Origin of the sequence: Lysinibacillus sp. FJAT-14222, from assembly GCF_001278875.1 — a bacterium.
GTDB classification, from domain to species: Bacteria; Bacillota; Bacilli; order Bacillales_A; family Planococcaceae; genus Lysinibacillus; species Lysinibacillus agricola.
This window is the reverse complement of the sequence record NZ_LIYL01000050.1, coordinates 169,403-193,593: the sequence shown is the minus strand read 5'-3', so window position 1 is coordinate 193,593 and position 24,191 is coordinate 169,403. Positions and strand designations below refer to the sequence as shown.

Here is a 24,191-nt window from a genome sequence, read left to right as displayed (position 1 = left end):
TTGGTGAGATGCTACGAGAATGTTTAATAGTGCTAAGTGAGAGAAGTTTGTCGGTGAGAAATCTTCGGCAGGCTTTTCTTTTTTTATGTTATAAAAAAAACTAGGACATTTATAACTTCCTGGCGCATAACCACACGTTGTGGTTATGGGCCATATTACTATATAAATGAAATTATTTTTTGCTCATCACTAAAAGATAGAATTATTTTTATTAAAAAGTAGCTATGGTAAGTAAGTTGATTGTAGTGGAGACTGGGCGACTCCTCGGGATCAGCGATAGAGGAACGAAGGTTAAAACCATCACGTCCTGTGATAACGCCTTCGTGACCAACATCGGTGCTGCTGCCGCTTCGCTTTCGCGCAAAAAACATCTGTTGGCCCGAGACCCTGCAGCGCAGCGGATGTTTTCTGTGCGAAAGCGTAGTGCTAACGTAGCGGCAGCAAATGTTTTATCTGTGCGAAAGCGTAGCGACAGCAACAACAAAAGCGGCTCATCGGACGCCCCCAGGAAGCTTTGCTCTGTGCGACAGCGGCAATGTTTTATCTGTGCGAAAGCGAAGCGAACAATGTTTTATCTGTGCGAAAGCGAAGCGACAGCAACAATGTTTTATCTGTGCGAAAGCGAAGCGACAGCAACAATGCGCCCAGTCGCAACGGAAATCAACCACACGTTGGGGTCTAGGCTTACAGTACCTAATTCTACTTTTTTCGATAAGAATGGCACATTTTGGGCTTTTTTCATGTTAAGATGGTTAATAGAATAATTTAGAAAATTAAAGTAGAAAAAGGAGATAGGGATGTTAAACAAATTAAAAGCTTTATGTATTGTGGCAGCTGTTTTTCTTGCTTTCATATTGTCTGGACAAACCTCTGCGTCAGCTGCTAGTAACCAAGGAATTCAAATACGAAATAATGTTACGATTAATATCAATGGAGAAACTATTCAAATCAATGATCCAATTTTAAATAAAGCTGATTTTCTTCTTTTGCCAATGAGAGCTTTGTATGAGGCGATTGGTGCGAGTGTTGACTGGAACAAGGAAACACTCACTGCGTCATCTTATCGAGATGGCAAGGTTGTTGATTTAACAATTGATTCAATGACAGCCTTAGTAGATGGACAAGAGGTTGCAATGGATGTTGCACCACTCATGTATAAGGATAGAACATACATGCCATTGCGCTTTGTTAGTGAAAACTTTGATGGAATTGTCAATTGGGACCCTACTACACAAACTGTTGATATCACATTATCAGGGGAGTCCCCAGAGATTCCTCAAGAAGATCCATATATCTTACATGTAAATAATAAGCGTATTGTAATGGATGATCCAATTATTACGAAACAATCTAGAGCCTATATTCCAGCGGATTATTTATCTGATTATTTAGCGGATTCCGCAGGTAATTGGCTGCCAGATAAATCATTTGAATTACAAATTGCTGGCATGAGTCTTGTCTTCAAGGACGGTAGTAATAACGTTTTGATCAACAATGAATCTGTAACAATAGAAGAACAGCCGTTTATTCAAAAAGGAAAAATGTACGTTCCTATTACTTTTGTTGTCAATACATTGGGCGGAAACCTACGTTATATTAGCGAAAAAAGAGAAATGTATATTTATGTTTATCGCTATATGTATACAAGTGACTTCCTAGAAAAATCTTTTGGTGCTACATCATATCCTCAACCTGTTCCTTCTGCTCGTTTAGAAGGAGATCGTGATTTGATGGTCAGTGATAATCCAGAAAATTTAACGCACAGTCTACTACCTAAATCAAATGCTACGCTTGCACAATATGAAGTTAAATCTACTTCACCTACTAATAAGCATCGAGTATTTGGCTGGCATTTAAATAAACTTGGAGCAGAAGTAAAGATTGGTATTACGATCGAGAATACTTCAAGCTCTGAAAGTATTAAAGTAAGCAGTTCTAAAGGTATTACTCAAATGTCAGGAAATAACTGGATAGGTCATGATATTGGGTTATCGATTGCAGATGCAACTTTAAATGGGAAACTACAAAAATCTGATAGTACAGGTATTGTTATCGCACCAGGAGAAACAAAGGTTATTGAAACATTCGAGTTGTTCCCTGATTATGTCATTGGATTTTTACATGATATAGATATCCAAGCTGTTAATGGTGGAAGTGCAGATTATATGATTCGAACAGTATTAACGAAGAGTAATAGTGATTTAACAAAGATCAAAACGGACGCTGTAGCAATTGATGAATATGCGAAGCATCCACGAGGTGCTTGGCCGAGTGCTACTATTCTAGCAGAACTTCCAGAATATACAGTAGATACACAAGAGGTAGGTTATAACCTCTCAAATGGAAGAACAGATCATTTGCTAACGACAGAAAATTCTCTGTCACAAATCAATGGTGCATTGGGGAATCCAGGTCACTTCGGTATGAACTATAAGGTATCAATTCCACTTGTAAATGATACAGGAAAGAAAAAAACGATCAAGCTTAAGTTAACTGGTCGAGGTGGCTTATACAGTGGTGCATTGAAGATCAATGGCAAAGTGTACTTAGTGCCTTCGTTACGAAATAGCTCAGAATATGTTGAATTGGAATACAAGATGAAGGGTTCATCAGAAAAGCTTGAGTTAGAATTAATGCATGCAGGTGGAGTAAATCTGCCAGTAGCTATTTATGTAGAAACAAAATAAATGAAGTCTCTGGCACGAATGTGTTTCACAACATCTTCGTGCCAAACTTTTAAATCAAGAAATTTCGTATTAATCAAAAGCCTTATCTAACATCTCCGAAACAAGCGAATACATTGGGCGAGAACCAACCGTATACGTAATGATTTCACCGATCAATTATGCCGAAGCATAATTGATATACCCCGTAATGTCCGTATACCATTTTTCGTTTGGTGCTTCTGCTTTAAATTGGCGATCTAAATGAATTCAATGCGATTTTATCGACTGTTCCTTTGTAAGATTACTATTTTTTTATATGTACAAGGCATTTGCCAGTTTCTAAGATGAGCGCCGAGGTCGAATGATTGTTAATTCTATGCTTCCATTTCAATGATTCGTATATGGTGAAAACTATAAGAAAAGAATTAATAGACATTCAAGAGATTAAAGAAGAAGCTCATAGGGTCTTGGAAAATCCTAAGATTTCTATGCATCTTTTGCAGGGATAGAGTTTAGGTTCCAGTACCTAATTCGACTTTTTTCGATACTAATCCCACTTTCTGGTCTTTTTCATGTTAAGATGGTCTGTAGATTAATGATGGAAAAAGGGGTTTAAGATGTTTAGTAAATTTAAGGCTTCATGTATGATTACCGCAGTTGCTTTGGCTTCAATATTGCCTGGACAAGCCTCTGCATCTGCTGCTAGTGACAAGATTCACGTGAAAAATAATGTTTCTATTAATATCAATGGTGAGACTCTCAAAGTGAATGATCCAATTTTAAATAAATCCGATTATCTTTTTTTACCTATGAGAGCTTTGTATGAGGCGGTTGGTGCCAGTGTGGACTGGAAGAAAGAAACACTTACTGCGTCAGCCATTCGAAATGACAAGTCAGTTAATTTAACAATAAATTCAAAGACAGCCTTAGTGGATGGACAAAAGGTGCCAATGGTTGTTGCACCATTTATGTATAAGGATCGCACTTACATGCCATTGCGTTTCGTCAGTGAAAATTTTGGCGGTAACGTGAACTGGAATCCTACTACACAAACTGTTGATATTTCCTTATCAGGTGAGACGCCAGGGAAACCTCAAGGGGACCCATATATTTTACATATTAATAATCAACGCATTGTGATGGAGGATCCAATTATCGTAAAGCAATCGAGATCCTATATTCCGGCTAATTATATATATGAAAATTTAGAAGATTCTTCTGGCATGTTGTTACCTGATCAATCGTTTGAATTGCAAATTGCGGGAACGAGCTTTCTTTTCAAGGAAAATAGTAACCAAGTTCTAGTAAATGATGAAGTTGTAATAATGGAAGAAAAACCATTTATGCAAAATGGGAAAATGTATGTTCCTATTAGTTTTGTAGTCAACGCATTAGGTGGAAATTTACGTTATATCGAAGATAAAAGAGAATTGTACCTTTATGTCTATCAATATATGTATACAAGCTCCTTCCTTGAAAAATCTTATGGTTCTACGTCAAAGCCTGGGATTGTCCCTTCTGCTCGTTTAGAAGGAGATCGTGATTTGTTGATTAGTGATAATCCAGAAACGTTAACGCGCAAGCTGATTCCTAAATCTAATGCTACGCTTGCCCAATATCAAGTGAAGGCCACATCAGCTACAAATAAACATCGAATATTTGGCTGGCATTACAATACGTTAGGGACAGATGTGCAAATCGGTATTACAGTTCAAAATACTTCTAGTACTGAAAGCATCGAAGTAATCGACTCCAAAGGTACTAGCCAAGAAACGGGAAATAGCTGGGTTGGCCATGATATTGGTTTAACCATTGCTGATGCAACGTTAAATGATAAGTTTAAAAAATCTAGTAGTAAAGGGATTGTGATCGCACCAGGAGAAACAAAGGTGATCGAATCATATGATTTGCTCAATGACTATATCATTGGATTTTTACATGATCTAGATATTCAAGCTGTCAATGGTGGGACTCCAGCGTATACGATTCGCACAGTATTAACAAAGGATAATAGTAATTTAACAAGCATTTTATCAGATGCTGTTCCGATTGATGCATCTGCAAAGCATCCACGAGGTGCCTGGACGAGCTCTACTATTCTAGCAGATCTTCCTGCTTATACAGTAGATTCACCAGAAGTAGGCTATAACATTTCAAATGGTAGTACAGACCATTTGCTAACAACAGAAAATTCACTTTCACAAATCAATGGTGCAATAGGGAATCCTGGTCATTTCGGAATGAACTATAAGGTGTCGCTTCCACTTGTTAATCAAACTGGAAAGGCAAAAACGATCAAGCTTAAATTGGCTGGCCGAGGTGGCATATATAGTGGTGCAGTAAAGGTCAATGGCAAAGTGTATCTAGTGCCTACATTGAGAGTAGGTACAGAATATGTTGAATTACCAGATTACAAGATGCAGGGTTCGTCAGAAACGCTTGAATTAGAATTCATGCATGCAGGCGGAGTAAATCTTCCAGTAGCAATTTATGTAGAAACAAAATAAAAGAAGTCCCTGGCACGAATGTGTTTCACAACATGACTTCGTGCCATACTTTTTGATTCGGAGTGAAGAAATTGGCAAAAAAACTAGTAACAGTTGTTGTAGTATTTTTCGTTTTGATGCTATCAGTAAATCCAAGTTATGCAAACGCAGCCGTTTTTGACAATAAAATAAAAGAAGAAAAGAAAGAAATATCGCCACAAGTAACTCACATACAGCAAACCTATAATTCTAATTCTATTCGTGAGTTTGTAAATGTTTTAGATGTTAATTTAACTAATACATATACAAAACTTGAAGTCGGTGTTCCGAAACCTATTAACTCACTTCAAACAACGACGAATATGGCAAAGCAAAACACATATGATGGACATCGTGTTGTTGGGGCTGTCAATGCTTCATATTTCTTAGGAAATGGTATGCCCGCCAACTTGTTAGCAGAAAAAAATGAAATTATTAACTATGGTATTTTAGGAGATACATTTGAAAGTCCAACACAAAAGCCTGTTGCTTTTGGTCTATCAAAAACAGGGAAAGCGATCGCAGACTATTATTCTACGAATCTATCCTTTCAAGTAAATGGTAAAAGTTATCCGATCGATCTTATTAATAGTGAAAGAACGACTGATAAAACAGTATTATACACACCTGATAAACGAACAACAGGGTCAAATAATTGGGGTGTAGAAATAGTTGTCTCAAATGCTAGTCAAGATATGAAAGTATTACATTTCGGAGATAGTTTCTCAGGGACGGTTTCAAAAGTAACGACTTATGGTGCAGAAGGGAATTCAACAATACCATCAGATGGCTTTGTAATTTCGGTGCAAAATAAAGAGCTGGCAGCTGAATTAAGCCAATTAGGTGCAGGAACAAACATTGACGTGAATCTATCTATTGATGAAAAATGGATGGATGCTCAATTTATTTTAGCGGCAGGACCTATGTTGGTTAAAAATGGTAAGGTAGACATCTCTATGCCAACGAATTCTGGATTTGCTTCAGCGCGCAGTCCTCGTACTGCGGTGGCAGTAGATGCAACTGGCACAAAAGTGTCTATTGTTACAGTAGATGGTAGATTAAGTGGTCATAGTAATGGCGCTAGTTTAATAGATTTAGCTTCGTATTTAATCTCAATGGGTGCTTCTTCGGCCATCAACCTTGATGGAGGCGGCTCTACAGCGATGGTTGCTCGAAATCCAGGCGGCTATTTTGCGAACCTTGTGAACGTCCCTTCAGATGGTGGTGAGCGTCGTGTATCAGCCATTTTACAGGTTGTCAATACAGCGCCACCAGGAAAAGCAAAATCCATTACATTAAACAATGTGAACCAAGTCATGGTAGGTTCATCCGTTGACATGAAAGTGGCTAGTGCCTACGACCAGTACCTAAATCCTATGACAATCAACCCGTCAAAAATGAATTGGACAGTTGAAGGTAATATCGGTAAGATGGACGGTGCAACCTTTACAGCTACACAAAAAGGGGAAGGCAAAATTATCGGTGAGTATGACGGTGTGCGAACGTCTACAACTGTGAAAGTTGCTGATTTAGCAGAAAAACCTATTTTACTAGATAGCTTTGATAATGCTTCATCATGGACAGTGGAAGTTGCAAAAGCAAATGCTTCCATCACAAATGCTAAAGACTATGCTAGACAGGGAACTGCTAGCTTAAAGTTAAATTATGATTTTACAACATCAGGAACAGACACGAAAGCAGCCTATATGGTAGCTAAAACACCGATTCCTATTAATGGAAAACCAAATAACATAGGCGTTTGGGTATTTGGTGATGCTGGAAAGCAATGGCTTCGTGGGGTGCTTGTAGATGGTTCAGGAGCAAAGCAGACAATTGATTTCACTAGCCAAAGCGGTATGGACTGGAATGGCTGGAAGTATGTCACAGCGAACATCCCAAATGATGTTACACTACCGTTGAAATTCGAACGATTATACGTTGCACAGCCTACAGCCTCTCTCCAAAAGAAAGGACAACTGTATTTCGATCAATTACAGGCTGTGTATAAAGACAACCATGAGGAATTAGCCTATACAGATATGGCGAAAGGTCATTGGGCTTTTTCAGATATCCAAAGTTTGTATAATAAATCTCTTATTAAAGGGTACTCGAATGGAACATTTAAACCAGAAGCGTCCATTACGCGTGCAGAGGCAGCTACCATTATTGCACGGGAGCTCAATTTAACAACAACGAAGGATTCAAGCTTTAAAGATGTCAGTAAGAGCCATTATGCTTACAGTGCCATTGCGGCAGTGGAGCAAGCTGGTATTATAAAAGGGCAAGAAGCAGGGAAGTTCAATCCTAACGGACAGCTTTCACGTGCAGAAATGGCGGCCATTTTAACAAGAGCCTACAACTTAACAGGAACAAGTAAAGTATCCTTTACAGATGTTAAATCGACTCACTGGGCGTATAGCGATATTCAAACGCTTGTAGCGAATGACTTAGTAGGAGGCTTCCCAGATAATACATTTAGACCAAACACACAAATTACTCGTGCACAATTTGCAAGCTTCTTGAATAGATGCTTAGCATTAAAATAATAAAAGCACACATGACAAAACCCTGTAGGATTTGAACTACAGGGTTTTGTCATGTTTTGATAATTCTAGCATTTTTATGTCTTTGGCAGATGGATGTCGATAAAAATTAAAAGTTGGGTGATAAATCGTGAAAGTTAGTCGATAAAAATTAAAAGTTAGGTGATAAAACGTGAAAGTTAGTCGATAAAATTCAAAAGTTAGTCGATAAAACGTAAAAGTGTTCCGATAAAACTCAAAAGTTGCTGACGCCCTCAGTCGGAGCGGAAATCAACCCCTCCTTTTGCCGAAAAGTCATACTTTATTTAATATGTCTCTTATTCGTTTTATAATCACTAATAAAAAAGTCCGCGTAGATTTCTGTGAGAAGAGCAAACCGTTGCTGCTCTTTTCTTGCTCACAGAAATTGAAGCGGATTTTTATTATACGTCGTATGCTAACTAGCAATACTTATTTAAAAAATAATATATTTAATATAGTGTTTCCAATCTAATTTCTTGAAATGTTGCCATTGGATTTTCTCGACAGGCATTGTACGGAAGGAATAGGCAGAAAGATTACGTTTTTTATCGGATAGCATAGGTGTTCCTTCATTTAAATTGTCAGTAAAAATAGCTGACTGTGCAGTTTTAAAATCAATATGAATATCCTTTAGCTCAATTTTCCCATCCTGTCCAATAATGTATATTTTTTTACCTTTCTTTTTAGCAGCATGCACCCACGATTTATCTACTTTATAAGAATCAGATGCTTCGTTGACAATAATGGAGGCTTTGCCAGTTGTCGAAAATGGAATGTCCTCTAATTCATCCCCTTGTTGCAACGCTACTTCATAATTTGTTGGTTGAGGTAAAGCTGCTGATTTTGCAAGTTCATTTCCCCAAATAGAATCATCGGTAGTAGCAATCATTTGTTTTTCTAGGACAATGCCAGATAAGGAATCTTTCAAATGATTTACTTTAAAATCAACGGTTTGTCCTGCCGACACTTTTTGCCATTCATCCTCTGATAAATAGGCAAGCATTGTTTTTTCAGTAGAATAGATTTCAAATGTAACTGTCCCAGCTTCCTCTTTAATGGATGCAATAATGCCGTCCACTGGGCTAATCAAACCTTGGCGAGACTGTATTTGTTCAATTTGCGCATCCATTAGCGCAATTTGACGATTTGCCTCGGCAATATGTCCATTCAAAATGGCCACTGCTGTCGATGCTGAATTTTGCTGTGCTAGCTCCAATTTTAGTGTGACAGATAATTTTTCGTTTATTTGGTCCGTATTGATGGAACTTTTCGGGTCTGTATCATCATAATCATTCTCGATTTGAGAGAGCGCATCTTCTAAATCACTTAGTTCATTTTCATAGGCAGTACGTTCTGCCTCAAGCTTTGTTAACTCATCATCAACTTCTTCTGTTTTATAGGTAGCAAGTAAATCATTTAGCGTTACTTCTTGGCCACGCTTTACATTCACTGTTGATAAGCTTGTCGCATCGGCTGTGATCGTGTATGTTTCAGCTGGTGCAACAATCGTTTCCTTATTGACACGCTCTGTATTTGTACCTATATAGGCTTTTTGAAATTCATCGATAAAGTAGGATCGTGAAATTTTGCTATCGTCTTTAAAGACAAAATAAGCATTTACGCTGACTAATAGCATTGTCAACACGATGGCCAAGCTTGTCCAAGGTTTTGATTTGAAAAATGCCATTATCCTAACCCCCTAGTAATCCACTCTTTAATTGGTAAAACACTGATCATACCAACAAATAAGGCCATAAATAATTGTATGCCAATAATTTTTACTACTAATATTTTTCTACTCGCCTCTTCATCCCATTTAGAGAGGAATGTGAACTGTACAACAATTGTTAGCATAGTTGCCACTGTTATTTGATTGATCGTGAATAAGACGTAATCGGTATTCATCACCTGCAGTGCAAGGGGCGCTAAAGAAAAGAATGAAAAGAGTGTTGTATAGCCAGTTGCATAGAAAACAGCAAATAATATTGTTTTTTCGATTAATAAAAATGTGACAACATATAATTGGACTTTTTTAATCCATGTATAAGGAATGTCCGTTAAAAGATGTAAAAGGTAGGTAACACCGTAATAATGGAAGCAAAAATAGACAATAGCCCACAAAATGGCACCAAGCATCGAAAGTAAACGAGCTACGTAGTATTCATTATGTAAATCCATTGCGAACAATGTCGTTAAATTTTCAGTACCCATCCCCCAAAACTCACGTGCAGTGAATAACAGAATGAATAAGATGAAAACCGTCAACGAACGTTTTTTGTATCCGATAATCTCACCTTCTTCTACAATTTTAGTAAAGTAGGTAGGATTTTTTAAGCTATGCCAAAATTTATAATGGTAAAACATATACAGCTTCCTTTCTTCCAAAATAGTAAATATCAAAGTTGTAGTATACACCTTGTTAAACGATATTGACATATAAAAATAGCTGTTTTTTTCCAATAATTCCGTGAAAAAAACATTTTAAAGTACATGTCGATTGATGAAAAACATCCTATAAAACTATTGTATAGTATAATTGAAATAACTTCCTGTTTTTCTAGCTAGTTATTTTGAAAAATTACTTTTGATGTGCTTAATTTTGTAAATGTATTAGTATGGCTTGAAATCACATGAATTACACCGATACAAAAGTAATGAATCGAAATGAAAATGAACACAATCATTTTCCTATACATAAAAAATGAAAGGGTGGTTCGATTGAATCGAAAATTGACGGCGGGAGTCATAACGAGTCTATTACTAGCACCTACGGCTATAGCGAATGCACAGGAAAATGATGCACAATCTCGCGTATCAACTCAAACAGAGCAGGTTGCCAACGTTAACGGGGTAGCTGCCGCAACGACAAGAGAACAAATGATAGCGCAATTTGCGAAGCTTTCTGAGAATTCGACAGCAGATGAAATGGTTATTGCAAAGGGTGATGTAGCAATCCTAAGTAAGACAGATTTTACTAACGAGGAGATTGCATTTATTCAAGCGAAGTATGACTATGTTGTCGAGCAACGTAATTTAATAAGCGAACTAACAAAAATCGGGAAAAGTATTAGTGCGGTAACCTATACAAATAAGACATTTATAGATGATGTCGCAGCTGTTGGAAAAACCTATGAAACATTTTTAGGTTCATATCTAGATGTCCAAAAAGAATTCGAAACAGCTGTCAACTTAGCACTTAAAAATGGAGCTAGTAATATTGCTTCAACTATTCGTGGCACATCTTTACAATATGGCTATGATGAAGCTGCACGCAATGCCTACTTTAAAGCAAAGGGAGCAGATATTGCGAAGCTGCTTAAATTAGAGGAAGATGCAGGTGCGGCATCTACAGCCACTGTCAAACTAGATGCTTTCGTAGATATATTAAAGCAAAATCCAAATGACTATGCAGCCATTTCAGCAGCGTTGGAAAATGTTACGACAGCTTATAATGCACTAACAGCGGATCAAAAGAAAGTGGTCGTAGCCTATAATCCAAATAATGATTCTGAAACACCCTATAAAAAGTATACTGATGCATTAACAAATATGTCTTCGGTTAATAAAGTGGCGCTGAGTATAACACAGTTAAAGGCAAAGCAGCCAGCAGACTTTACTTCGGCAACGAATTTCATCAGTGCAGTGACGGCTATTGAAACAGCTTATACTAAACTGGGTGTAGATTCACAGAAATTAGTGACGAATTATCAAGATTTACAGCCTTTTAAAGAGGCTGCAGATATTTCTAAACAAATTACAGCTCTGCGCATTTCAAGTGATGATTCCTATCGTACTGCGGTAGATACATTAAAAGCCTCTTACGATAATTTATCTATTAATAAAGGGTATGTAAAGAATGGAGCGGATCTTGAAATAGCCGCCGCTAATATTGCTTCTGCAAGAGAAATTGAAGGGCTTATTACTAAAATTAAAGGTGAAACAGACAAAGTGGCGGCCATTAATGCTGCACGTGCTGCATATAATACACCACCTGCCTCAAATGGATCAACGATTAATGCGGCAAATGTGAAAAAAATCGTCAATAATCTAGCAGAGCTAACAAATTGGGAAAAGATTTATAGTGCTTCCTTAAGTGTGGATAAATTAATCGACAGCTTAGACCCTAAATCTTCTACTTTTGAAAGTAAAACACTTGCTGCCCAGGCTGCCTTTGACAAGCTTGGAGAGAGTGAAAAGGCATTAGTGCAAAAAAAAGATAAATTAGATTTATTTTTCCAATATGCTGATTTATCGAAAAAAGTAAATGCACTAAATTCATCTATGAAGGATTACAAAGCACAAATAGTGGAATTACAAACTAAAGTTACTGAGTTAGATGCTGGGAGTAGTAGCGATGCAACAGCGCTAAAAGAAATTAAAAACAAGCTTGAGACAAAATTGTCGCAACTTGCAGATGAAGAAACAGCAGTAGAAGCTGTTAGGAATCAAATTGATAATTTAAGTAAGTCTAATAATCTAGTGGTTGATATGCTAAAAGCACGCTCCGACTATAATGCGCTTCCAGCAGCTGCTAAAAAACATGTGACAAATATCAAAATCCTAACAGATTTAGAGAAATCACATAGGGCTGTCATCAATGTTATTGATCAATTTGAAAAGTTAGATCCAGCATCTAAAAATTATATTTCAAAAGCGAAATCTGCTTATACAGCTTACGCAAAACTTGACGAGACAAATCGAGAGTATGTCAGAAATTATAAAGAGTTAAATGATGTGGTCGCTGTAACAGAAGTGATTGTGCAAATAAATGCCTTAAATCCATCCCAAAAGACATACAAAGACAATGTAGCGAAAGCAAATGAAGCGTTTAATACATTAGCTAAATCCCTTCAAGAGAAGGTCGTCAATGCTGGAGAATTAAAAAAAGCACAGGGTTATATCGATACAGCTAAGGCATTTGATGATCGTGTCTTAGCATTAGCGAATGAACACCCAGATACTTTTGTGGCGAAGGTAGCTGCATTATCTGTAGAGTACAAAACAATGGATAAAAATGCGAAGAAACTAGTGGAGCAGGCAAAAACCTTAACCAATTACGAAAAAAATAATAAAGCGGTTGTCAAGGTTATTCAAATGATCGATGCCTTAAATCCAACAAGTAAGGATTATACAAAAAAAGTACTTGCTGCACGTAAAGCCTATAATGCACTAGATGAAGTATCGCAAAAACGTGTGACGAACTATGCGAATCTAACTGCAGTAGAAGATGTGGCTTCATTGATTGGCCTAATTTCATCATTAAAGCCATCAAGCAAGACATTCTACCAAGATATGAAAACAGCACGTGAGATGTATGATGCACTACCTCCAGAGAAGCAACAAGTGATCATTAATTACGATGCGCTTGTAGCGGCAGAAAATGAGCAGGGAGTAGCACATAAGGTTGTTGAGCTTATTGATTTAACTAAAGAACAGGGTGCAGACTATTTAACGAAGCTTATGAATGCACGTGTTGCGTATGATGAGCTAACTGCTAATCAAAAGAAATTAGTGACAAATATTAAAGATTTGACAGCACGTGAAAAAGCGGTAAAACCTATTTTAAATGTGATGGTGCAAATTAATAATTTGGATCCAGAATCAAATAATTTTGTCAGCAAGGTCAATTCTGCGCGTAAGGCGTATGATAATTTAAATAAAGATCAGAAAAAATATGTCAATAATTTTGATATTCTACAAACCTATGAGCCCGTTTCAAAGGTGATTGAATTAATTAGTAAACTGAAATCTTCAAGTAGTACATACCTTGAGGATACAACTCGTGCACGTTCGCTTTATGATGCGCTACCAGCAGATATGAAGCAATATGTAACAAACTATTACTTATTACAAGCAGCAGAAACAAGCATTTTAGGTGCCGGTAATGTTATGCAGATGATTAATGATTTACCGTCTGTAGATCCGAAGCAGTATGTGAAACGTATCCAGGAAATTCGTGCGGCTTACAACGCTTTACCAAAGGATCAACAAAGAGCCGTACAAAATTACAAAGTGTTACAAGATCAAGAGAAGCTTCTGAAGCCTGTCATTAGTGTTGTAGAGGATATAGATAGACTACTTACTGCCAAAGACATGAATAGTCAATATCAAAAGATCTTAAAAGCCTATGATAAGCTAAATGCCGAACAAAGACGATACGTCTATAATGACGACCTATTATTATCATTAGATAACGTAATAAAAGTATATAAGAACATTGCTAGTTTAAATCCAAAGGACAAATTTTACTTTGGTATGGTTGAAGCAGTTCGAAAAGAGTACGATAGCTTAAATACGACAGATAAGCAAAGGATTACTAATTATTCGATCTTGTTAGAAGCGGAGAAAAGTATGGCCGATGTAAAGAAAGTCGTTGAATTAATTGCTGGTCTCTCTCCAACCTCTTCAACATATATAGAAGATGTAGCGAATGCAGTCGCAGCTTATAAAGCTTTAGATTCAAAACTAAGAGGGCAAGTCATCAATGAGGATGTATTAAAGAAAGCTGAAAAGGATGTACAGGCTGTCCTAAAAGTAGTTGAAGCTATCGCTGTTATTGATCCAGACAACTCGTCATTTGAGAAAAAGGTGTTAGCTGCTCAAAAACTTTATAGCTCACTTACGCTAGAGCAGCAGGATTTAGTATATAACTACCGCATTCTAGAAGAATATCTAAAAATGCTTGAATAGTATTAGAAAGGAGGAGTTTTCCCAACGTGTATTATGGGAAAACTCCTTCTATCACTATATAAAAAATTTTATCTCGCATAAACTGGTAGTAATTTATCTGTAGCGAAAGCGAAGCGACAGCAACAAATGTTTTTCTGTAGCGAAAGCGAAGCGGCAGCTACAAATGCTTTTCTGTGCGAAAGCGAAGCGGCAGCAACAAATGTTTTTCTATAGCGATAGCGACAAATGTTTTTCTGTGAGAAAGCGAAGCGGCAGCAACAAATGTTTTTCTGTAGAAAGCGAAGCGGCAGCGACAAATGTTTTTCTGTGAGAAAGCGAAGCGACAGCAACAAATTTTTCTGTGAGAAAGCGAAGCGGCAGCAACAAATGTTTTTCTGTAGCGAAAGCGAAGCGGCAGCAACAAATGTTTTTCTGTGCGAAAGCGAAGCGGCAGGATGTTAATCACACAAGCGTTTTCATAGGATGTGAAGGTTTAAGCTTGTATTCCTCTATTCATTTTTGGGGATGAGGAAACCCCCACTGATTGAGGTTTCACTATATAAATTTATAGCCTGTGAAATTTCCAAAATAGTGAAACTTTATCAATCAAGAAATCGTATGTAATAGAGAGTTTTACTACACCGTTTGATGGATTTATTTAAACAATTTAAATATAGGAGGTAGCCATGTTTAAAAGGATTATAAGTATATTGGTACTTTCAATTGTTTTACAAGCTACAACTATGGGGGATTTTTCTGGGATTAGTAAGGCAGACGCGGCATTCTCCAAAGCTGTTGATGTGCCTAGTTCATACTGGGCAAATTCGTCGATTCAACACATGCTATCGAAGCAATATATGACTACATATACAGACAATACATTTAAGCCAGAGCAAGCTATTACGAGGGGAGAGGCAGCATCGGCTATCGCTCGGTCCATTCAGCCGAATTTAGATACTTCGATTTCAGTAAATTTTAAAGATGTTACGATTTCTCATCCATATTACAAGGAAATTTGTCAGCTTGTAGAATTAGGTGTTATACAAAATAGTGATGCCTTTCATCCAAATGAGCCTTTAAAGCGTATGGAAGTTGCAAAAATGCTAGCACTAGCCTACCAGTTTAAAGTGGATGGTAAAAATAAAAGTAAATTTGATGATGTTCCTCGAACACATTGGGCAAAAGACTATATCGAATCACTAACAGACATAGGAATTATTGGCGGAATAGATTCAAAGCATTTTGCACCCGATAAATTAGTGACACGGGCGCAATTAGCTGTTTTTGTTGACCGTAGCATAAATTTCCAAAAAAAAATCATGAAGCTTGAAGTAGCTTATGATTATTTAGCAAAGGATTATATACCAACATTAAATCTTTCGACAGCTTGGTCAAAAGAGGTCATTCGGTTAATCAATGTGGAAAGGGAAAAGAATAATCTGGCGTCTGTTGTCTATGATTCGAACCTGACACAAATCGCTATTATAAAAGCGCAGGACATGGTTAAACGTAATTATTTTGAGCACGTTTCTCCTTATTATGGTGCCCCTTGGGATTTAGCGACATTATTTGATTATTCCTACACGAGCTTTGGGGAGAATATTGCAAGATATTTCAAATCGCCCGAAACAGTTGTAAAAGGATGGATGGTTTCTCCTGACCATCGAGATAATATTATGAAGGAGCATTATACAAATACCGGTGTAGCGATCGCACAGGATAGCAAAGGCAATTATTATTGGGTTCAAATGTTTTCGAGTCAATAATTGGTTATGTAACAAAGAGTTGCTAATGTTACATTTATGTTACGAAGGAAAGAAATAACGACTAAATTGTCCCATTTTTAACGCTGATGAAGCCAAGAAACGTTGGTATATCAGCGTTTTTATTCATTCTAAAATCGTTACACAATTGAAAAATTAAAATACCACCTTTTATGATAGTCTATTTATAGGCAAAAAAGTTAAGAGAGGGGTATAACAAAAGTATGAATAAAAAATGGTTATTACCGATTTTTGCATCTTTCATGTTATTTTCGACAACTCATATAGATTCAGCTGAAGCAGCGACTAAATCTGAAGTTACTGACACAGCTTCTAAATATTTAGGTATTCCATATAAATACGGTGGGACAACGACAAGCGGTTTTGATTGCTCTGGCTTTACTTCTCAAGTATTTGCAGATTTAGGCATCAAATTAAACCGTACATCAGGCGCACAATACCAACAAGGGACAGCAGTTGCTAAAAGTGATCTTCAAGTTGGAGATTTACTATTTTTCAATACAAGTGGTAGTGGTATCTCACATGTATCTATTTACATAGGTGATGGTAAAATGGTCCACTCTCAAACAAATCAAGGTGTTAGTTATTCGAACGTAAACGATCCATATTATTGGGGTTCTCGTTACGTAGGTGCAAAACGTGTTGCTACATTTGATGCAGAACAACAAGCTGAAGTAAAGCAAGCAGCAATTGATTTTACAGTATATGCTTCACGTGCGGAAGTTGCTTCACAAATTGCAAAAGCTATCAACTTAGATACATCTGACAAAAATAGTGGTTTTATCGATGTAAAACCAACAAATGAGCATGCAGGTGCTATTGCAGCTGTTGCAAAATTAGGTATTTTTGAAGCTGATGCGAATGGTAAATTCAATCCGTCTTCACCAATTAACCGTGCACAAATTGCGAAAGTACTAGTTATCGCATTCGGACTTGAGAATGATAGTCAAGAAGTATCATTTAATGATGTACCACAGGATAACTGGGCTAATGAATATATTTCTATTCTTGCATCTAACGGTGTTACAAATGGAGATGGCAATGGCAACTTTGGTATGGATGAGTTACTAAAAATCAAAGAACTAAAAATGTTTATTGAAAGATTACAATCTAGATAATATTTTCATAGATGCATTGATTGCAAGAAAAGATCTTTTAAATAGCTTATAATTAGAGGAGAGTTTGCAATTGCAGACTCTTCTATTTTTATGATAATTTCACTAAAAAGGAAGTGGTTGGAAAAAAAGTACTAAAAAGTGCTATCGTAGGATGATTTATTTAGTTAATTTTGTTAAAATGAATACGTTAAGAGAACAGGAAGGGAGGAAATAAGACATTGAATCTTAAAAAAATTAGTCTTATTTTGTGCGTCTTATTCATTTCAGCTTCTATGTTTACTATACATAGTGAAAGTGTAATGGCAGATACAACTACAAATGTAACATTTGCAGATATCTCCAAAAATCATGAAGCTTATGAAGAAATCAATTATTTAGTAAATTTGGGTGTTATCCAAGGATATTTTGTAAATGGGAAAAGAGTCTTTGGCCCAAATGAGTCTGTAACACGCGAACAAGTGGCAAAAATGGTTGTCGTTGCCTCTGGCAATAAACCATTAGTTGTAAACAAATCAAGTTTTTCGGATGTAACAGTAGGTACTGAAATGTCAGGCTATATCGAACGTGCCATCCAATTAGGATTCTTTTCAACGAATACACAAGGCAAGTTCTTACCAAAAAAGGCTATAACTCGTGATGAAATGAGTTATGTATTAACGAAGGCATTTAACTTGGACACAAGTGAATATGAAAACATAGATTCACCATTTGCTGACGTAGGTATTACACACCCTTACGTTAAATATGTAAATACAATTTACTATAATGGTATCACAAATGGTAGTGGTGAAAAGTATTTACCAAATAATACAGTTACACGTGCACACTTTTCATTATTTGTAGCACGTGCAAAAAACGAGAAATATCGTTTAGAGCTACCTGTTAAAGGGACATCTGTACCTGATACAAAAGAGGTTATTGGGCTAGTCAAAGTGACGACAGATGGTCTAAATATCCGCAAAACACCAGATAGTTCATCAAATACTAACATTGTTGGTACAGTCAATAAAGGTGGCAAACTATCAGTATATGAAGTTGAGGGTAAATGGCTAAAAGTATCATATAAAGGTGCATTTGCTTATCTTTATAAAGATTATGCACAATATTTAGATACAGATGGCAATGAATTAGGGTCTGTCCAAAAAGAAGTGACATCAAAAGGCGCTATTAACTTATACGTTAAACCAACTTCTTCATCAAAAATCATTCAAACTATTAAAGCGAATGAAAAATTACCAGTTTACAAAACTGTTGGCGGTTATCATTTAACGCAAGTAAATGGTTTACCAGGTTACATTGTAGCGAACAGCACAACAGAAACGAATACAGAAGAGAAACCTGATCCAACTCCAACTCCACCTACAGCTTCAGGAGATGTAATAGGACGAGCAACTGTTGGAAACCTAAATGTCCGTAGTGAAGCAAATGCAACTTCTACAGTGCTATTTAAGCTTAACAAAGGCGACTCTGTTAAAGTTAACGAAATTAAAGGTTATTGGGCAAAAATCGAATACAATGGTAAAGCAGGTTATGTTCATAAATCTTATTTAAAATTATTAAATCAAAACGGCAAACCGTTGCAAAATCGTATTATTATCCTAGATCCAGGTCATGGTGGCAAGGATCCAGGCACAGTACTAGGTTCTAACAATGAAAAAAGCATTACATTAAAAGTGAGCACACTTGTTAAGCAAAAGCTTGAGAATGCTGGCGCAAAAGTGTACATGACTCGTACTGGTGATACGTTCCCTACTTTACAAGGTCGAGTAGATTTTACAAATGCAAACTATGGTGAGATTTTCGTGAGTGTGCATGTAAACTCTGCTTCCAATGTCTCAGCATCAGGTACTGAAACATATTATGCTATTTCACCAGGCGATATGTATCAGGAGGATATTGATTTAGGCACTTTTGTAAATAATCAAATTGTAAACAATTTAAATATGAAGAATCGTGGCGTTAAACAATTTCCATACTATGTAATTAATAATATGAGCATTCCATCAATTTTAGTGGAACTCGGCTTTTTAACAAATGATGGGGATCGCCAAAAATTGACAAATGATGAATCCGTAAATAAATTTGCAGATTCTATCTATAACGGAATTGAGCAATACTACAAAAAGCAATAATTGATCAACATAGAAACTGTCCCAAGGTGATTAACTCACTTTTGGGATAGTTTTTTTATTGTTAAGGAAAAGAAGGGCGTGCTATGAAGATAGTCTTTATCCTGGCATAGTTGATATATAATAGATATATTTTATCCACTGATTATTTTTATGTTTGCATGTAGGTTTTTATGTATAGATAAATAAATTTTGTTTGGGGCTAAGAAGAGGGGTGTTTTCAAAGGCTCGAGTAGGTTAGGGAAGTGTTCGGCTAGTCGTGAGAGCTGATCAGATAGGAGAAAGAAGTTATAGCCTCCGACAGATGTCATAGAATCGGAAAGGAGCTCGTATTCGATGTTAGCCTCAAATCGCCGTGTTCATGCGGTAACGGCTAACTAACCAAAACGATGTCCTGTGGCATTACCGAAAGGAGAGACATCGTGACGGCCCTCATACAGGCCTAAGCACAATGTCGATTCAGGATGAAATTATATCGAGACATAATTGATAGAATCATTCAATTTGCCATCGGTTTTGGTAAAGATATTAAACTATCGAAAAAGGCTGCTCCGAAAATAATCGGAGACAGCCTCTAATTGCTACTTCACGGTATTAATGAATTTAACATAGTCTTTATTGATATAGGCTGGTTCCGGGTGGAGTTTATCAGAAAGTACCTGATACCAACCATTAACATTTGTATCGGTTACAATAACGGGCATACCGCTTTTATTAAATGTGTAAAGTGGACTTTGACTTGTTGATGCATCTGGACGAACATTTAGACCTGCTGTTGTCGTAAGGCCAATTTTGTATGGATTTTTTGCATCTTTAAAGCCTAAAGCTTTTTCAGTACGGTAGTAGTGTCCAGCGATTTTAGCACCCCAAAATGGATCAGATGCATACTTCACGTTAAAACCGACTTCCTTAGAGCCAACTACTGCACCATTTGTGTAAGGACCGCCTGGTGTAATGTAATTTGGCTGCAAGAACTTATCAACAAGCTCATTAATATTGGCTGCAACACTATCAAACTTTTTATTTAGTGGATTCGTGTCATATACATATAAACCAAACAAGTTGTTGAGATCTTGAGCATGGGGACTCATACCATATGCGCTCTCATGCTGGGCAAGCGATAAAATAAGCATGGCATTAATGTGATCATTTGCTTCGACTTCTTTTAAAACTTTCCCTAAACCGATTAACTTACTTTTCTTTGTCGCATTCTTATAAAGACTAGCCCCAGAACTTTCAAGCTCAGCTAACTTTTGCATAATGTAATTATCTAGTTCTGCTGCTGAATATTGAGTTTCCGCACGTGCAGGTAAAAATTGATAGTAATTATAGGCTTCACCTTTCGATGAGCCACTAGCATTTGTGAAATTAATGCCATTCCAGCTAAAGTACTTTTCGCCTTGCTTCATGAAGTCTGGTGCTTTTCCGTACACATAGCTAGAAGAATATTTATTTGATTTATAATCATATAAAGTATGTTTAATCTCACCATTCTCGTTTGTATAGTAAGAACGGCCTTTACTTAAAGCAGATGGGATTAAAGTGACATCGGCATGTTTTAAATACCCAACATGACCTGCTAAACTAACTTTTACTTGTGTCGCATCACTGCTTAAATACTGCATTTCTGTATTAGCAGCAACAGAGATTTGATCTTTAATTGTTTCTGATTTAAGTGCTACATAATCATTAGTTACAACATAACCAGATGACATTTTCATAATTTTATCATTTTGCGTAATGACAAGTGTATTTTTTGTCAAAGCTTTTTCGGCAGTATCAAAGCTAGAAAAGCCTTGGTTCCCAACAAGACTGCCATTTGAAATTTCTTTTACGATGAACTTAATAGAGTTGCCATTACCAGTTTCACCGTTATTCCCTGTATTTCCGTTATTGCCGTTATTCCCTGTATTGCCAGTATTTCCGTTGTTACCATTATTACTAGTATTGCCACCATTATTTTTAACATCGTCCGCTAGACGTATCAAGCGTAGTACAAATGTAGATGCCTCGCCAATTGTGGCATTATCTTTTGGTAAAAATAAGCCGTTCGAGCTACCTTTAATAAGCCCTAATTCTGCTCCAATCGCAACGTCTTGGCGGAAGTCTTTAAAAATAGCTGCATTATCCTTAAAAGTAGTGGATGGCGTACCTTTAGGGATTTTTAGATAATCAACAGCTCTAATCAGCATAACTGCCATATGCTCTCTTGAAATACGTGCATTTGGCTTAAATGAACCATCTGTATAACCTGTGATAATCCCAGCAGTAGCGGCAAGTTTAATATCTGTTGCAAACAAATATGTATCTGGGACATCTGTAAACGTAATGTTACCTTTTGTCTCAAGGTCTAAAGACTTTGCTATGTAAGTAGCAAATTCACCGCGTGTGACAGTGTCATTTGGACGATAGCTTCCATTTGCATCTTGCTTTAATGCATCTTTGGAAATTAAATAGCGTAGACCATCTTGATGCATATGCCCTGATAGTTCATCAGCATATGCCATTTGGGGTTGCCAAATGAGCAAGCTAACAAGTGTCATTAGCATCATTAAAATTGATAGTTTTTTCATAGTTTGAACCCTCCTAAGCTTCTATCATTTTAACAAAGTTAGAGAATTAAAATAAGGGTCTAATGTTAGAAATTACATAAAATATGCCAAAAAAATTGAACATTGACTATACTTTTGAGCTATGTAAATTGAAATCGATAGTTTGGCATAGGAGGTGGAAGAATTAGAGGCTTTATAAAACAATGAATTAGTTCGGAAGATGAAGGCATTTAAAATAATAAGTGAGGTGTTAGAGTGTATATTTTCAGCCCATAGATAGTTAAAAGTGCAAAGAATTCATGTTTGCGACGACGAATAATCGCTACTGCTTTGAATAATACATCCGCACGAATAGCTGGATCTACTTTTTTAGTTTTTCTAAAAAAACCTCTCACCGACATTGAACTTAAATGGTGAGAGGAGTTTTTTAATTTTTCATTGTTATATGCAGATAAAAACCTTTCTGCACTTTGTTAGCTTTTTGTGTCTTTGGATGGACAAGGAGCATATATTCTTGCCCTGGAGATAAAGGTTTTGATGGGGTTACAATTAATGAACGACCATCTACTTTAGCTGTAATAGGCACTTCATTAGCGCCTAAAGCAATTAGCTGAACCTTATCCTCAGACAGTTGTGAAGGAAGTGCAAAAGGGATTTTCACAGTTAATTTTTTAGGATCCGAAACATTTTTCAAGCTTGTAAGCTCTTTATAATTTGTATATTGTGTTTTGAGTGCATCATAATGAGCTTGAAAAATAGGTGGCGTTTTTGTTTCAATATTTGGTTTCACGCCTACTTCATGAATTGTATGACCAGAAGGACCTGTAAATTTACCGACAGTCAGCTTTAAGTAGCTTCCATCACGTAGTTCATAAAAGCCTTGCATGGCACCCTTACCATATGTTGTTTCACCATATAAAATGGCAGAATGCTGATCCTGAAGAGAGGCAGATAACATTTCAGATGCACTTGCACTATATCGATTGACGAGAATACGTGTATCTAATGGGAATTTTACATCTTGAGAGATTACACGAACTTTATAAGAGGCATGGGCTTCTTCTAGTAAATAGGCGATTTTAGCATTTGGGAATAGACCAGCAAGTTCCTCCATGGTTGCGACATAACCTCCACCATTATTCTGTAAATCAAAAATAAATGATGTAGCGCCACGCTGTTGTAATTGAATAAGCTCTTTCTTCACGAGTTGTGCACCATCTTCAGAGAAAGATGACATCGATATATAACCTACATTCCCAAAAAGTAATTCAGATTGTACATTTGGTAAGGTGAATTTTTTGCGTGTAATGGCTTTAGTAGAAGTTGTGCCATTTTCATGTTGTAATGTAAGGGTAACTTGAGTACCTTCATCACCAATCAATAGGGAAGAAGTTTCCTGTGTTGAACGCCCGACGATGGTTTCCCCATTAATTGCAATAATAATGTCTCCAGCCACGACACCACCATCAAAGGCTCCACTATTCTCGATTACTTGTAAAATATGAATGCCATCTTCATGTTCTTCGATAACTACACCAATCCCAATTGTTGATAGATTAATGCTATTCATAAATTCCTCAAATTCTTGTTGCGTAAAATATGTTGAATATGGGTCTAGCATATCAATGATTTCGTCAATAGTTTTAGCTTTTTGCAAATTACCATTGATAGTCCCAACATAATTTTCCGTAATAATTTCCTTGATTTCCTTTACAAGCTGTTGTTCATTGCTTGCAGCAGAAGCGTTTGTAAATGGAAAGATGAAAAAGCTTAGAACAAATACGAAAGACCACAATACTTTTTTCATAGGACACCTCTTTTCAATTTACTTTTAGTATACATGATTTTCCATATAACCGTGAATAGGAAAAGAGGAGATTTACTAGAATCCGCATGCCTTTTACCGAAAAATGTAAATCTATGCAAGATTCGTAGACAGTCGTTCTCTAAAAGAAGCTTGAGGCTTACTTGCCAAAAGCAAGCAGATTCTATTTATCTAATAAATGTAGAAATTAGAAAAATATCATTTATCTTCATTCAGAAAATATTTTTTGTAGCGAAAGCAAAGCGCCAGCTACAGATGTTTTTTGTAGCGAAAGCAAAGCGCCAGCTACAGATGTTTTTTGTAACGAAGGCAAACCGTCAGCTACAGATGTTTTTTGTAGCGAAAGCAACAGTTACAGA

General features: G+C 36.6%; 14 protein-coding genes and 1 pseudogene. 10 read left to right on the top strand and 5 right to left on the bottom strand.

Going from position 1 to position 24,191, the window contains the following annotated elements; translation table 11 throughout:
* The first annotated feature begins 323 nt into the window (after positions 1-323).
* Positions 324-764 (top strand): hypothetical protein, encoded by a 441-nt coding sequence (locus tag AN161_RS21715; protein WP_143114992.1) that lies wholly within the window; start codon positions 324-326, stop codon positions 762-764.
* 33 nt (positions 765-797) lie between these two features.
* A complete protein-coding gene (locus AN161_RS21710) occupies positions 798-2,687 on the top strand; it encodes a stalk domain-containing protein (RefSeq protein ID WP_053596414.1) in 1,890 nt (629 codons plus the stop codon).
* Between the two features lie 75 nt (positions 2,688-2,762).
* Here the strand turns inward: AN161_RS21710 and AN161_RS30730 are convergent.
* Positions 2,763-3,015: pseudogene (locus AN161_RS30730) on the bottom strand (IS3 family transposase); the annotation flags it as partial.
* A gap of 268 nt (positions 3,016-3,283) precedes the next feature.
* On the opposite strand from AN161_RS30730, the gene AN161_RS21705 reads away from it, so the two are divergent.
* Complete coding sequence (locus tag AN161_RS21705) at positions 3,284-5,173, top strand: copper amine oxidase N-terminal domain-containing protein (RefSeq protein WP_053596413.1); 1,890 nt, start codon at positions 3,284-3,286, stop codon at positions 5,171-5,173.
* A gap of 71 nt (positions 5,174-5,244) precedes the next feature.
* Entirely contained in the window at positions 5,245-7,737 is a 2,493-nt protein-coding gene (locus tag AN161_RS21700) for an S-layer homology domain-containing protein (RefSeq protein ID WP_053596412.1), read from the top strand.
* A 451-nt stretch (positions 7,738-8,188) separates the two neighbouring features.
* On the opposite strand, the gene AN161_RS21695 is transcribed toward AN161_RS21700, so the two are convergent.
* Positions 8,189-9,442, bottom strand: coding sequence for an efflux RND transporter periplasmic adaptor subunit (locus AN161_RS21695; protein ID WP_053596411.1), 1,254 nt, complete (start codon positions 9,440-9,442; stop codon positions 8,189-8,191).
* Positions 9,442-10,119: a hypothetical protein gene (locus tag AN161_RS21690; protein WP_053596410.1), complete on the bottom strand. Its 678-nt coding sequence runs from the start codon at positions 10,117-10,119 to the stop codon at positions 9,442-9,444. The genes AN161_RS21695 and AN161_RS21690 overlap by 1 nt, the downstream gene beginning before the upstream one ends.
* Positions 10,120-10,464: 345 nt before the next feature.
* On the opposite strand from AN161_RS21690, the gene AN161_RS21685 reads away from it, so the two are divergent.
* The 5 genes from AN161_RS21685 (at position 10,465) to AN161_RS21670 (ending at position 19,458) form a co-directional block, all read left to right on the top strand.
* Complete coding sequence (locus AN161_RS21685; RefSeq protein WP_241774623.1) at positions 10,465-14,445, top strand: cell wall-binding protein; 3,981 nt, start codon at positions 10,465-10,467, stop codon at positions 14,443-14,445.
* Positions 14,446-14,670: 225 nt separating this feature from the next.
* On the top strand, positions 14,671-14,886 hold the full coding sequence (locus tag AN161_RS29095; RefSeq protein ID WP_143114990.1) for a hypothetical protein: 216 nt from the start codon (positions 14,671-14,673) through the stop codon (positions 14,884-14,886).
* Positions 14,887-15,110: 224 nt separating this feature from the next.
* Positions 15,111-16,190 (top strand): S-layer homology domain-containing protein, encoded by a 1,080-nt coding sequence (locus AN161_RS21680; RefSeq protein ID WP_053596408.1) that lies wholly within the window; start codon positions 15,111-15,113, stop codon positions 16,188-16,190.
* A gap of 221 nt (positions 16,191-16,411) precedes the next feature.
* On the top strand, positions 16,412-17,326 hold the full coding sequence (locus AN161_RS21675) for a C40 family peptidase (RefSeq protein WP_053596407.1): 915 nt from the start codon (positions 16,412-16,414) through the stop codon (positions 17,324-17,326).
* 218 nt (positions 17,327-17,544) lie between these two features.
* The gene (locus tag AN161_RS21670; protein WP_053596406.1) at positions 17,545-19,458 is read left to right on the top strand and encodes an N-acetylmuramoyl-L-alanine amidase; all 1,914 of its coding nucleotides are present in this window, start codon (positions 17,545-17,547) and stop codon (positions 19,456-19,458) included.
* Between the two features lie 578 nt (positions 19,459-20,036).
* Here AN161_RS21670 and AN161_RS21665 read toward each other — a convergent pair.
* Positions 20,037-22,028 carry an S-layer homology domain-containing protein gene (locus AN161_RS21665; protein WP_053596405.1) on the bottom strand — a complete coding sequence of 664 codons (1,992 nt, stop codon included), beginning with the start codon at positions 22,026-22,028 and terminating at the stop codon, positions 20,037-20,039.
* Positions 22,029-22,434: 406 nt separating this feature from the next.
* Positions 22,435-23,814 (bottom strand): S41 family peptidase, encoded by a 1,380-nt coding sequence (locus AN161_RS21660; protein WP_053596404.1) that lies wholly within the window; start codon positions 23,812-23,814, stop codon positions 22,435-22,437.
* Between the two features lie 150 nt (positions 23,815-23,964).
* On the opposite strand from AN161_RS21660, the gene AN161_RS29925 reads away from it, so the two are divergent.
* Positions 23,965-24,191, top strand: a 227-nt coding sequence (locus AN161_RS29925) for a hypothetical protein (RefSeq protein WP_158003082.1), incomplete at its 3' end; no start/stop codon positions are given.